At 46.0% G+C, this 12,282-nt stretch carries 11 protein-coding genes; 8 read left to right on the forward strand and 3 right to left on the reverse strand.

Features of this window, described 5'->3' with window-relative positions:
- Positions 1 to 13: 13 nt before the first annotated feature.
- Positions 14 to 1,666 (forward strand): extracellular solute-binding protein, encoded by a 1,653-nt coding sequence (locus tag ACTHPG_RS24390; protein ID WP_440391930.1) that lies wholly within the window; start codon positions 14 to 16, stop codon positions 1,664 to 1,666.
- 68 nt (positions 1,667 to 1,734) lie between these two features.
- Here ACTHPG_RS24390 and ACTHPG_RS24395 read toward each other — a convergent pair whose 3' ends face one another.
- Entirely contained in the window at positions 1,735 to 1,977 is a 243-nt protein-coding gene (locus ACTHPG_RS24395; protein WP_440391931.1) for a DUF7662 domain-containing protein, read from the reverse strand.
- 341 nt (positions 1,978 to 2,318) lie between these two features.
- Here ACTHPG_RS24395 and ACTHPG_RS24400 point away from each other — a divergent pair, with 341 nt between their 5' ends.
- The 3 genes from ACTHPG_RS24400 (at position 2,319) to ACTHPG_RS24410 (ending at position 5,892) form a co-directional block, all read left to right on the forward strand.
- Positions 2,319 to 4,034, forward strand: a complete 1,716-nt coding sequence (locus tag ACTHPG_RS24400) for a DUF6138 family protein (RefSeq protein ID WP_440391933.1) — start codon at positions 2,319 to 2,321, stop codon at positions 4,032 to 4,034.
- 89 nt (positions 4,035 to 4,123) lie between these two features.
- Positions 4,124 to 5,176 (forward strand): hypothetical protein, encoded by a 1,053-nt coding sequence (locus ACTHPG_RS24405; protein ID WP_440391935.1) that lies wholly within the window; start codon positions 4,124 to 4,126, stop codon positions 5,174 to 5,176.
- Between the two features lie 2 nt (positions 5,177 to 5,178).
- The gene (locus ACTHPG_RS24410) at positions 5,179 to 5,892 is read left to right on the forward strand and encodes a hypothetical protein (RefSeq protein WP_440391936.1); all 714 of its coding nucleotides are present in this window, start codon (positions 5,179 to 5,181) and stop codon (positions 5,890 to 5,892) included.
- Positions 5,893 to 5,985: 93 nt separating this feature from the next.
- On the opposite strand, the gene ACTHPG_RS24415 is transcribed toward ACTHPG_RS24410, so the two are convergent.
- Positions 5,986 to 7,095 (reverse strand): stalk domain-containing protein, encoded by a 1,110-nt coding sequence (locus ACTHPG_RS24415; protein ID WP_440391937.1) that lies wholly within the window; start codon positions 7,093 to 7,095, stop codon positions 5,986 to 5,988.
- A 200-nt stretch (positions 7,096 to 7,295) separates the two neighbouring features.
- Positions 7,296 to 7,502: a hypothetical protein gene (locus ACTHPG_RS24420; RefSeq protein WP_440391939.1), complete on the reverse strand. Its 207-nt coding sequence runs from the start codon at positions 7,500 to 7,502 to the stop codon at positions 7,296 to 7,298.
- Between the two features lie 335 nt (positions 7,503 to 7,837).
- Between ACTHPG_RS24420 and ACTHPG_RS24425 the strand changes: the two genes are divergently transcribed.
- The 4 genes from ACTHPG_RS24425 (at position 7,838) to ACTHPG_RS24440 (ending at position 12,254) form a co-directional block, all read left to right on the forward strand.
- On the forward strand, positions 7,838 to 9,460 hold the full coding sequence (locus tag ACTHPG_RS24425) for a copper amine oxidase N-terminal domain-containing protein (RefSeq protein WP_440392089.1): 1,623 nt from the start codon (positions 7,838 to 7,840) through the stop codon (positions 9,458 to 9,460).
- Between the two features lie 189 nt (positions 9,461 to 9,649).
- A complete protein-coding gene (locus ACTHPG_RS24430; protein WP_440391940.1) occupies positions 9,650 to 10,108 on the forward strand; it encodes a disulfide oxidoreductase in 459 nt (152 codons plus the stop codon).
- 19 nt (positions 10,109 to 10,127) lie between these two features.
- A complete protein-coding gene (locus ACTHPG_RS24435) occupies positions 10,128 to 10,571 on the forward strand; it encodes a FixH family protein (protein WP_440391941.1) in 444 nt (147 codons plus the stop codon).
- Positions 10,572 to 10,757: 186 nt separating this feature from the next.
- Positions 10,758 to 12,254 (forward strand): alpha/beta hydrolase, encoded by a 1,497-nt coding sequence (locus tag ACTHPG_RS24440; protein WP_440391942.1) that lies wholly within the window; start codon positions 10,758 to 10,760, stop codon positions 12,252 to 12,254.
- Positions 12,255 to 12,282: the final 28 nt, after the last annotated feature.

Consider the following 12,282-nt stretch of genomic DNA (forward strand, 5'->3'; position numbering starts at 1 on the left):
GAGGGGTTAGTTCATGTATAGAAAAATGATGACGACATTGCTCGCAATCACGATGGTTGCCGTAACGGCATGTAGTTCGGGGGTCAAGGAAGAACCAGCGAAGGAAGCCGCTGCACCACTTGCTCTGCAAGACGGGAAGTATGAACCGGCGGTACAGATGAGTTATTTGCGGGCCTGGAATGATGATACAAAATTCAAGAATGGGGAAACGGCACAGAACAATGTGCATACCAAATGGGCCAAGGAACGACTTGGCATCGATCTGACCACACCGTGGGCTGTGTCGGTGACCAATGATGCATTTTACACGAAATTGCGCTTGTCTCTGTCCGCTAACGAAGAACTGCCGGATATCGTCTCGATTCGGGGAGACTACAATCTGGTACGGGAATTAATTGAGTCCGGCAAATTTGCAAATGCAGGCGAGTTGTTTGACAAGTATGCTTCGGACACCTGGAAACAGGCATCCGAATCAGCACCGGAAGAATGGTATCCATACATGTATGAGGGCGAGCGTTATGGCATTCCAATCTTCGATTATGCCTACAACGGCGATTCGGTCATGTTCATCCGTGAAGACTGGCTGAAGAAGCTTGGACTGGAAGAACCAAAAACCATGGATGAGCTGGTTACGGTCATGGATGCTTTTACAAATCAGGACCCGGATGGAAACGGCAAGAAAGATACGTATGGTCTGACCGTCGGCATGAAAAATGCGCTGAATACCTGGATGACGGAATCGGGTTGGATCTTCGGCATGTACAACACGATGCCTGGACAGTGGAATGATGCCGGAGATGGCACACTTCAATATGGTTCCATCCAGCCAGGTGTGAAGGAAGGCCTGGCAACAATGAAAGATTGGTTGTCCAAAGGTTACCTGCCCAAAGAAGCGGGTGTCTATGACGAGATCAAGGCAGCAGAACTGTTCACCGCAGGTAAAGCAGGCATTATTGTGGGGCCACACTGGATGCCGAACTGGCCGATTGATGATGTGAAGAAAAATGTGGACGGTGCCACATACAAGGCTATTGCCTTACCTACAGGGCCAACGGGCGAGAGCCACCAACATGGTTCCGGGGCAAGCAATGGAGTGGTACTGATTAACAAGGACATGGCGAATCCGGAGATTTTCTTCACGTATCAGAATTATCTGTTCGACAACTTTGCGAACCCTGAAGTCGGCAGCGAGTTCGAACATGGCTTCGCGCAAGGATACGATTATGACATTGTGGACGGCAAAGTGGTTGGTGAAGCCGAGGTGAAGGACGGCGTATCACCACTCAAATATACAATTACGTATGATGGTGCACGAATTCCGAATCTGATGATGGATACACTGGCGGAACTTGCGAAGGGTAAAGAGCCGGAGACGCCTTTTGAGAAAAATACGAAGATTGCCAACAAACCTGAAGTATTTGCGGCCGCTGAGGTCGTCGTGGCGAATAAAGATAATGCGATCAAGAACAAGTTCACGGGAGCACCGACGGAGACAATGAAAATGAAGAAGGACGCAATCGACAAGCTGGAGAAGGATACGTTCAGCAAGATCATCTATGGCCAAGTGGGCATTGAGGAATTTGATGCGTTTGTGACGAAGTGGAAATCCATGGGCGGCGATGATATTACGGCCGAAGTTAACGAGTGGTATAAAACAGTCAATTAAACAACAAAAGCAGGGTAGAACGATGAATTCATCGGATCTACCCTGCTTTTTGGTATATCTCAGACCTATTATGACTCGCAGCGGACAAAGGTAACGTTTTTTCCTAAAATCACATTATCCACCTTCCATCCGGCATTTAACCAGGAAAGTGCCTGTGTATGATTCATGGAATTATTCACCCACCATTGCTCGCGATTATAGGCTGTCGGAGGTAACGTAAATCCGAGAATGTCCTCAAGTTCTGCATATGTAAGGGTGATTGAAACCTGATTCAAATAATTTTCCAAAGGGAAGTATTTGCTGTAGCTCATTTCGTCAGACCTCCTGAAAAGGAATACAATGATTATACAACGTGGTCATGATGATAGCGAGGGGATACCGAGAGCCTACCGAGAGCCTACATAGATGTGAAAGGCATCCGTAGATCTCTTTGACTAGGGCGTGTCTTAAATACCACTTATGGATATCTCTCACCATCTTTTCTCCCCCTGCTGCCTTATTGTTCCCTATGCACTTGAGAGAGTAAAATAATAGGTAGTATACGAACATCAATACGTATTTATAACATAATGCCCCGGAATAATCCGGGATTCATAGAGGTTCAAGTTCGGTTGATGAACATCATTAGATACATGGGAAGGCAGGAGATTAGATGAGTACACTTTATGACCAGGCAATGGAAGAGATGATGACGACAATTCATGAATGGTTTGATGAACAGGAAAAGCGGGATGACTTGGAAAACGTTACGAAGCGAACTACACTTCAAATGGGTATCTTTAATGATATTTTGCTGGATTATAGACCTGGACGGACTATAGTAGACAGTGTGGATTTGGGTTTGGATGATGGTCTACAATCGAAGCAGGCAGGAGCCTTTACCGAGGAACAGGTTCGCAACGAGATTGGCCCTAAGCTTGTAGAGGTTGTTCAGGGAAGACTGGACAAGCTGGCCGATTCCCCGTTGATTGACTATCAATTTACCTTTCGCGGTAAATTCCCTACAACAGAAGGGAAACTGCAACTGACTTTGCTGGAATACATCAATGAAGAGAAAAAGCAGCAATTGCTTGAGCGTATTCATACATATATTGATAAGAAGCTGGAGAACGGTGCATATCCAACAAAGCCGCTGGAATCCTTCTTTTTGACGCGTCATCTGCTTGACCCTAAACTGTTTCCTGAATTGGATGCCGCATGGATCCTCAGGCAGTATGACCGGATTCAAGAGTTGAATCAGGGTCGCCCGGATGCACTTGCCGAACATCGTGGTGATATTACTCGTGCGTTGAAGGCATGGGCGGAGAGTCAGTTTTTGCCACAGTATTATGATGTGCAGTCTTCTGCGTATCGTACCAATGAATATTCGCTTAAGCCAGGAGCGACGTTGGAATGGGATGTTGAATCACAGACAGGCCAACATTCGGACGAACAGGAGAAGGCGCAAACACCGGGGACTCAACCCATAGATTTGCTGTTATACGCGGCGGTGATGATTCTACGATATGAGCCGAATTATAGCAAAGCCGAAGGTCAGACTTACCTGGAACTCGCGAAGCAACTCGGCAGCAGACGTGCGGCACTGATGATGACGGAAGGTAGCGGGACGTATGCGAAAGACGATATTCATGTGAAAACGGAAGAAGTGGAATGCAAAGCAAATGATGTGTTTGCTCTGATAACCATTCACATTCGGAAGGAAGAGGCGAGTGCCTATCAGCAAGCACTTACCTTTATCACTCATCTATTGAAACAGGGCTTTCCGAAAAGTTATAAGATCAAGCTGAAATCTGCCGTAAAACAGTATTTGCCGATCAAGGGTCTCGCGAAGTCGGATACCCACCGTTTCTTTGCCAATGCACTGGCGTATCCGGAGTTGCATCCACTCCTGGAAGAGTATGCACGTGAGGCTATCCAGGAGTTTGAGTTTTATGAGGATACCGAGGGAGAGAAAAACGGTATGCCAGGCAGTTATGCAACCTTTGGGCTGGGGCTCGTGGATGAGCGTTATTTCTCGCTGATTGAATATTACATGGACGAAGTGGATGATGAACATCAGTTAATTCAGGATAAGTTCATTGCGGCATTTGTGGAACAACAGGGTGTAACAGCACAATCCATACCTGCGTTAGTCGCCAGCTTGCGTCGTTCAACCGACAGTCTGAAACTGAAGATTCAACCTGAGCTGGAGAATGATGAAATACTCGAACGGTTGGTTAGGCAGATTCAAGGACTTGAGCATTTTGAAACGGAACGTGTACTTTACCCAATCTTCGGCAAGGTGGAGAAGCTTGCAACGCTCGCTCGTAAAGCAGAGGGAAAACGGAAGGAATTACTGCTGGAACTGTTGCAGGCCGCAGGGAAATAGAATGCAAACAAGGCAAGTCAGATTGTACTGGGCCAGACAGTTGAGCATTTTAGCGAATTGAAAGTGCATTAGGAGAGGCGGGGGAAGTTATGGAAGCTTTGAGTCGAGACATGTGGCAAGGGTTGAATGCTCAGGACAAAGAAGCCTGGATGCGTAAGCTTGTTCGTCAATTACCGGAAGGTATGGTATATGAGGGTCTCGAGACATTTGAACGATTCGGTCAGCGAATCGAGACAGGCGTATTTAGGCATGAGGAGGAGAGGTTTGTATTTGTACCTGGGGACCGCATAACCCTCGGCTGGGATCGTTGGCAGCGTGGTATGAACGAAGAAACCTCAGCCGACATGCATGAAACGGTCAGTGAGTATGGTGTGGAGGACGTGGATTCGTTTCTCGCGAGTCAGATGTCACCTGTGAGAGAAGTTACTATTGCGCCGATGCTTGTGGAATGTGAACTGATCTCGCTTGGTTGGATTGAAGTATCGGAGGAGGAAGCATTCGCACAGGAAGACCCTGATTTCCCCGCGGCACTGGAGCAGTTTAAGCCATCGGATATACGTGAATATGAATTGCATCAACAATTCCGTCTGATTAGCCAAAGTGAAGATGAAGTTCGAATCCTGTGGTTTAACGAAGGAATAGAACTGGAAGACGTTGTGAGAGAGGAAGCAGCGGCAGGCTTTGGCTTGCTGACTGAAGATGAATGGGAGTATATCTATGGTGGCGGTTGTCGCACGTTATTTCCTTGGGGGGACAGCTTCGATTATACGATGAGATTGAAGCACTTTGGAATTCCGGAAGGCGTGGATGAGATTGTGGATGCTTCGCTAGAACCGGACTCTTCACGGATTAAAGAAAAGGATGATCATTCTTATGATTTGGAAATGCCGAATTTCTTTGGCATAAAGTTTGCTGGCGATCCCTACAAATATGAGCTTACGCTCGATTCGGATGGGGATGTGATGCCCAAAGGCGGAGACGGCGGGAGTCTGATATGTGGTGGTACAGGGCCGCTGGTTGGTTTCTTGCCTGCTGCTGCGGTGTATTATCGAGACGTTAATGCCAGTGAACTCGACTGGGAGGATCTCATGGATTCGATGTACTATCGCAGGGTTGTTCGTTTAACGGAACGGGCATTGTAGTTATGACGCAACGTATCTATCAAAGAAGAGATTTAACGACGAACAATAAACGTTCAAATCCGTATAAGGATTCAACTCACGTCATCTATGCTGTAGACGGTATTCGGCTGAATGCAGGCATACTTGTCGTGTTTTTTCTTAACGTATTTCTGCTTATCCCCGTGTTCAGTGTCCCATTCCAATCACTGTATGCGTATATTCTCGTGCCACCGCTAGCCTTTATGAATATATGGGCGATTGCCCTGATTGCTGCCCCACGCAGACTCCAACTGAATTATGTATTGTTCCGAGGGGTATTTGGCATTGTATGTTCTGTGGGATTTATGGTGATTATACAAAAGTTTGCCTACGGGACACTGGGCCTGACGACCCCTTGGTACGCCATTGGATCATTTGCGGTGTATGGTTTTGCCCTGTTCCAATACGTGAAGTTTCGTTTGCGTATGCTGCAGCAGCCTCCTCAGCGTAAAAAAAGGGATAAAAGCACGGGTGTACCTGTTGCCACATTAACGATGATTACGGGCGGAGCATATCTTCTGGCCAATATTTCACTGGCTTTTGTTACACAACAGACTGTGTCTGTTGTGCTGATGTGTGTATACATTATGATGGCCTTTATCGTGTTTCACTTCATTATGGACTTGCATCGGTATTACTGGCTTCGCCAAGTCATGAACAAGGCAGAGGTCTTTGCAGAAGAGCTTGAGCATACGTAACACACATCAACCACATCAAATCAGTCCCAACTCATAGAGCGGGACCGAAATGATGTGCGTTTTTATTTTCTATTGATAAGAATCGTGCTTCGATTATTTCACTTTTTGTACAGATACCGCCATTTGCTCCAGTTGAGTGTGAGTCAATTGGTTATTCGGTGAGCTGATGGTTACATAACGATCATCCAGTTTGAACGTGAGCATATCCGTTTGTTCTGGTGTATACCATTTGGCGGATACGCTATTAGGCAGTTTTATCGTTTTGCCATCATAGCTGAACGAGTAGTCTTTAGGAGATACCGTTACATTCATACGATTGAATACAAAGTTTACACCATCGCCGCCTGCACCTACGCTTTTGAACGTATCTCCAGCAACCATATGTTGTGGGGCATAGGCTGTTGTGAACCCGTCAAACTTCGCAAATGCTTTGCGAATGTTATCCAATTGTTGCTTGCTGTAGTTCACATCTGCGAATGCAGAGATCCCTTGATCATTATTGCTGTTAGACTTTTGAACAGAGACCGCGACTTGTTGCAATTGAGCCTGACTCAACTTATGATCCGGCGAGCTAAGGGTAACGTAGCGATCATCCAGTTGGAACGTGAGCATGCCCGTTTGGTCTGGAGTGTACCATTTGGCAATCACGCCATTGGACAGTTTCACGTCTTTGCTCGTATAGCTGTCCGAATAATCTCTTGGAGATACATCCACTTTCATATGGTTGAAAACAAAGCTGACGCCGTCGCCACCCGCACCTACACTTTTGAACGTGTCACCTGCGATCATCTGCTGAGGGGCATAAGCTGTCTCGAACCCATCGAATTGTGCAAAAGCCTTTTGAATTGCCTCTTTTTGTGCTGCGCTATACGTTACATTCGTCAAGGCCGAAGGATTGTTTGTCGTTTGGCCGATAATGACCTGACCTTTTTTGCCGTCATAGGAGACAGGCACATGCAGCGCATCGGCAAGGGCACGTACAGGCAGATAAGTAGAGTTGTTATAGGTAATTGGAGCGAGTTTGTTGCCATTGCCATCGGTTGGTGTGTAAGCCGCTCCATCGACATTGAAGCTGATTCCATGGTTAAGGTATGCAGAGATTTTCTCAAGCTGCGTTCCGGCAAATACACCCGTCGCTCCTGTTAATGTCATGCCTAGTACCATCATCGTTGCTACAGATTTCTTCATGTTTTTTTTCATCATATATCTCTCCTTCAAGTTGGGGTTGGTTTAGTTTAATGGGCTCGCTGTCCCTTATGGCTTTATATTAAACCCCGAACATATCCAGAATAATTCTGAATTATCTCCAACTTGTAAACATGTGTATATAGACAGGAGAATGTAGAACGAAAACGGAAACTGCTAGGCATGTTTGAACGTATTCTTTGCCGAATCGAAACATTTTAGTTGAAAAGATAGAGGATTAGTCCGCCAAAACCAAGTACAATCGCACCAACATATACATAGGAAAGTTTGCTTAGGTTTTGCTTTGTACGGCGGTCATATTCGGGGTTGCTGGTCTGATTGGCTTTGGAATTTCCGATGATCAGGGTAGCAACACCTCCAAACAAGGCGATACTTATAATTAAAACATAAGGCAACCAGGTCATGAATGGACCTCCTTCGCGAATAAGTTGATATGTCTTTATTGTACTTCAGGATAACCTTGGATGTAAGCTTTAGTTGAGAAATAAAGGGAAATGAAGTAACTGTCTTACAGTATGTAGGTAGTCATTGATCAGAAAGATCACTATAATTTTATATTTTTTTAACTCAAAAAAACCTTGATACAACAGGCATTCGCAGCTTTCTTCACGGAAAGCTGTGATTTTTTTTGCCTATAGAGTGATCCAGAATGGAGAACCCTGCGTTACACCCTATGAAGACGACGACGAGGAAAGAAATTATACACAAAACATAATCGAGGAGTGAACACGTAATGAAAATGAAAATGAAGAAGTTTATCGCACCTGTACTTAGCTTGACACTGTTGATGCCGGGGATCGCTGGAGCAGCTTCCGCACCACAGACACCAATGACAATGATGAAAGCTTCCGTGAATACACCTGCGGCTGACTTGAGAGCAAACCTGGACCACCTGCTGTCCGAGCACTTTGCACTCGCAGTAACGGCAATGGCAAAAGCATATGACGGAGCAAAAGATGCAGATGCAGCTTATAAAGCACTCGACCAAAATGCTCTGGATATGCAACCCGCGATCGCTTCCCTATATGGGGATGCAGGTGCCAAAGAATTCGAACGCATCTTCCGCGCTCATAACAAATACACCGATGATCTGGTGAAAGCAACCAAAATGGGCAACCAGGCTGGGATCAAACAAGCGCAGGCAAACATCAACGGTTTCGTGGATGAGTTCTCCACGTTCCTGAGCACAGCTACCGAAGGCAAATTGCCAAAAGCAGCAGCCAAACAAGCTCTGCAAGTACATGAAGATCTCGTGCAAAAAGTATTTGATGAGTATGTAGCTGGAGATTACGCTGATGCATACAAGGCCTATCGTGAAGGTTTCAAAGAAATGTTCGACGTAAGTAAGGCACTCTCCACGGCAATTACGACACAAATGCCTGAGAAATTCCAAAATACCAAAGCGGATACCAAAGCAGCTGATCTGAGATCTGCACTCAACCACTTGGCTTCCGAACACTTTGCGCTTTCGGCTCTGCAGATGCAAGAGGAATATGATGGACGTACAGCCGCTTCCAACGCACTGATTACAGCTGAAGCTGGAAACACAGCTGACTTCAAAGCAGCGATTGCTTCTGTTTACGGTAACGATGGTGCCAATGCTTTCGAGAAAATTTGGGTAACCAATCACGTTAATGCGCAAAGCGACTATGTAAAAGCCGTGAAAAACAAAGACGCTGCGGCTCGTGCAGCAGTAGAGAAACGTATTGACGGATTTACAACAGAATTCGCGACATTCCTGGATTCGGCAACAGCTGGCAATCTGCCAAAAGCAGCAGGACAACAAGCACTGACAACACATGAAAAACAAGTGCAAAACGTATTGGATCAATATGCAGCAGGCAACTATGATGCTTCTTACACAACCAATCGTGAAGGCTTCAAAGTGATGTTTGGTGTAGGTCAAGCCTTGGGTAACGCGATTGTGACTCAATTTAACGACAAATTCCAAGAGCCAGCAACACCTGCACCAGCGCCAGAAATGACAACGGTGTGGATGCAACTGAACAGCAAAATGCTGAAAATTAACGACAAAACAACCAACATGGACACCACACCAGTGCTTTGGAAAAACACAACCTACATTCCACTGCGTTTCTTGAGTGAAGGTATCGGCGCAACAGTGAAATGGGACAAAAAAGCACAGCAAGTAACGGTAATGGCTGGCGATGATACCCTGGAATTCTGGGTGAACAACAACGTCATGGAAGTGAACGGCGTGAAGAAAAACGTGGGTGCAACAGTATTTGTAAACAAAGATGGACGTACGCAAGTACCTCTGCGCTTCATTGCTGAACTTCTGAACTGGAACGTGAAATGGGCACAAAAAGATGGTTCCATTACGCTGACTAAATCCATGTAATAGGTAGTTTAAATAAGATGAAACCATAAAGAGCTGCCCCACATGGCAGCTTTTTTTGGTTTCACCCAAAAGTTCAAATATTTGGTATAATCATCGGGTAATGACCTACATAACAGCTGGGATAGCCGATGGAGTCCAGAATGAGGTATGATAATTTGGTATAAGCAAAATGAAGAGGGGGACAGAGGAATGAGTACATCATCAACATCATCAAAATCGGAGCGTCCAGCGAGAAATGTGGATACCCGGTTATTTGTTGCTTGGGCCGTTTCCGTTATTGCAACAGGGGGGAGTCTCTATTTCAGTGAGATCAAGGGATATCTACCATGTGATCTGTGCTGGTATCAGCGTATATTCATGTATCCACTAACCATCTTGCTGGGCATTGCCTACTTCAAGGATGACGTGGGCATCACGAAATACGTACTCCCACTTAGTTTCGTCGGTGGCGGCATTTCGTTGTATCATGTAACGATCCAGCGTATTTTTTCGGCTACAGGTAATGCCGTGGCGTGCGGCAAGGTTCCATGTTATACCGACTATTTGAACTGGTTTGGTTTCATCACCATTCCATTACTGGCACTGATCGCCTTTATTATCATCATCGTTATGCTGTGGGGTATCGGCAAAACACCAAAATCTTCTTGATAGGAAAGGATAGATGGTGATGAGCGGACAAGCTCGTTGGTTCACGCCCTTTCTGGTGCTAATGCTTTTGGTTGCTGGCTGCTCCTATGAGGAACAGTCTGCTTCCGGAGAGATGCCAGAGATGGTCCGGGTGAAACTCATGATGCCTGATCAGGCGAAAGTGAATGAAGAGGTCGCCTTGCAGATCAAGCTGACACAAGGGGAACAGCCTGTAAATGATGCAGATCATGTACAGTTTCAGATATGGAATGAAGGGGATGAACCCGAAGCACCTTCATTTGATCAAGGAATGATGAGTGAAGAAGAGCTCGAATCTCGGGGAGCGACGAAGGCTGTATCAATAGGCGATGGTATATATGAAGTGAAGCATGCGTTTCAGGCACCTGGAGTGTACGTCGTTCAGGCGCATGTGACCTCAGGATCGATGCATACAATGCCTAGAACAAAGGTAACCGTAGAATAGTCATTGGTGGTCGCCCGATGAATATACCGTACTAGAGCAACCGGGCTGTATGTAGGGGATATTCACCGGGTGTTTGAATTTGTTAAAATAGGTTGTTTGATCTATTGTTCGTTCATATATTCAGCCTTGACCTTGAAGTATACTTCAAGGTTTATTCTTGATTCATCAAGAAATACTGGAGGCTGAATGATGAAATTAATGGAATGGATATTGGTACTCGTAACGATTGCCGCAGTGGTGTGTATACCCATGTATTCGAAGCGGCGGAAGCTCATGGCAGGCATGTTTGCTGCTTTGATATTGGCAGTGGCACTTCACGGCATACTGGATTCGTTTCGCGTGATGCTGCTGCCAACGTATCTTGTTGCAGGCATAATCTTCATCGTATTAATCATTAAGTTCGTGAAAAGGTATCGTAACAGAGTCACTGGGCAATTTGCAGAGAAGCAGAAACCGAAATGGCGTTCATGGCTTCAACTTACGCTGGTTGGGTTGCTGGCTCTGGTCTCTGGCGCCGGATCAGGACTGCTCACTTGGTATTTTCCAGCGTTTACAATGCCTGAACCTACGGGGAAGTTTGCAATTGGTACGTTTTCGCAACAATTGGTGGATGAAACCCGTGAAGAGACATTTACACCCGAGAACGGGGACAAACGGGAACTGATGATTAACGTGTGGTATCCAGTGAACCCGGAGGATGCAAAAGGGATAACTCCGGAATCTTACCCGTCTGAACTTGGAGAAGCCATCAGTCTGGTATTTGGCATCCCGCCTAAAGTGTTCAGTTACCTTGATACCATTCCGACACATGTGGTTAAAGGCGCAGCCATATCAGACGCAAGCCTTTCTTATCCGGTGGTGCTGTGCTCTCCCGGTGTCCGTTCTGCCCGTTTCCAGAGCATGACTGCTGTCGAGGAACTGGTCAGCCATGGCTATATTGTTGTTGGTATGGATCATCCTTATACCTCAGCTCGCGTTACCTTCCCCGATGGGCGTAAAGTGTCTTATGAAGCCGGGCCTGAATTTGCAACGTCAGAAGAACTGTATCAATATAATGTGGAGGGGGTAGGCATTCGTGCAGCAGATGCACGTTTTGTACTCGACACGCTTGAACAGTGGAACCTGAATGATCCCAATCAGGTGCTGGAGGGCAGGCTTGACCTGAATCATACAGGCATTATGGGGCATTCATATGGTGGGGCAACGACAGCAGAAGCATTGGCACAGGATGAACGATTCCAAGCAGGACTGAGTTTGGAAGGGGGATTCTGGGGCAGCGTTTCCAAGACGTCGTTAAAACAACCTTTTATGTACATCATGTCTGGCGAAACGGCAAAAAGCTTCGATCCGAATGCTTCGTCCAAAGATAACGTGTTTTACCCTGAATTTGAGCCTGATCTGGACCAAGTGATGACGAGCAGTCTGAATGATACCTATTATCTGACAGTGGAGAAATTCTTCCATCAGAGCTTTACGGATATTTCATTAATTTCACCAAAACTGTTTGCCCGAGGCATGACACCAGAACATAATGTGGATATAACAAGATCTTATGCGCTGGCATTCTTTGACCGTTATCTGAAAGGGGAAGAGCAGCCATTGCTGCAAGGATCTTCAGTGAATTATCCCGAGGCCACCTATGATACCACGTATACCAAGATACGCAACGAACGAACACAATAAATTCGCAGAAGGTGGAGGAGTAGGTATG

It is taken from the genome of Paenibacillus sp. SAF-068, from assembly GCF_051967555.1.
GTDB lineage: Bacteria > Bacillota > Bacilli > Paenibacillales > Paenibacillaceae > Paenibacillus.

Excerpts from the sequence above, each read along its gene's own strand:
- ACTHPG_RS24390 (WP_440391930.1), top strand. The coding sequence starts at position 14 with ATGTATAGAAAAATGATGACGACATTGCTCGCAATCACGATGGTTGCC.
- ACTHPG_RS24395 (WP_440391931.1), bottom strand. The coding sequence starts at position 1,977 with ATGAGCTACAGCAAATACTTCCCTTTGGAAAATTATTTGAATCAGGTT.
- ACTHPG_RS24400 (WP_440391933.1), top strand. The coding sequence starts at position 2,319 with ATGAGTACACTTTATGACCAGGCAATGGAAGAGATGATGACGACAATT.
- ACTHPG_RS24405 (WP_440391935.1), top strand. The coding sequence starts at position 4,124 with ATGGAAGCTTTGAGTCGAGACATGTGGCAAGGGTTGAATGCTCAGGAC.
- ACTHPG_RS24410 (WP_440391936.1), top strand. The coding sequence starts at position 5,179 with ATGACGCAACGTATCTATCAAAGAAGAGATTTAACGACGAACAATAAA.
- ACTHPG_RS24415 (WP_440391937.1), bottom strand. The coding sequence starts at position 7,095 with ATGATGAAAAAAAACATGAAGAAATCTGTAGCAACGATGATGGTACTA.
- ACTHPG_RS24420 (WP_440391939.1), bottom strand. The coding sequence starts at position 7,502 with ATGACCTGGTTGCCTTATGTTTTAATTATAAGTATCGCCTTGTTTGGA.
- ACTHPG_RS24425 (WP_440392089.1), top strand. The coding sequence starts at position 7,838 with ATGAAAATGAAGAAGTTTATCGCACCTGTACTTAGCTTGACACTGTTG.
- ACTHPG_RS24430 (WP_440391940.1), top strand. The coding sequence starts at position 9,650 with ATGAGTACATCATCAACATCATCAAAATCGGAGCGTCCAGCGAGAAAT.
- ACTHPG_RS24435 (WP_440391941.1), top strand. The coding sequence starts at position 10,128 with ATGAGCGGACAAGCTCGTTGGTTCACGCCCTTTCTGGTGCTAATGCTT.
- ACTHPG_RS24440 (WP_440391942.1), top strand. The coding sequence starts at position 10,758 with ATGATGAAATTAATGGAATGGATATTGGTACTCGTAACGATTGCCGCA.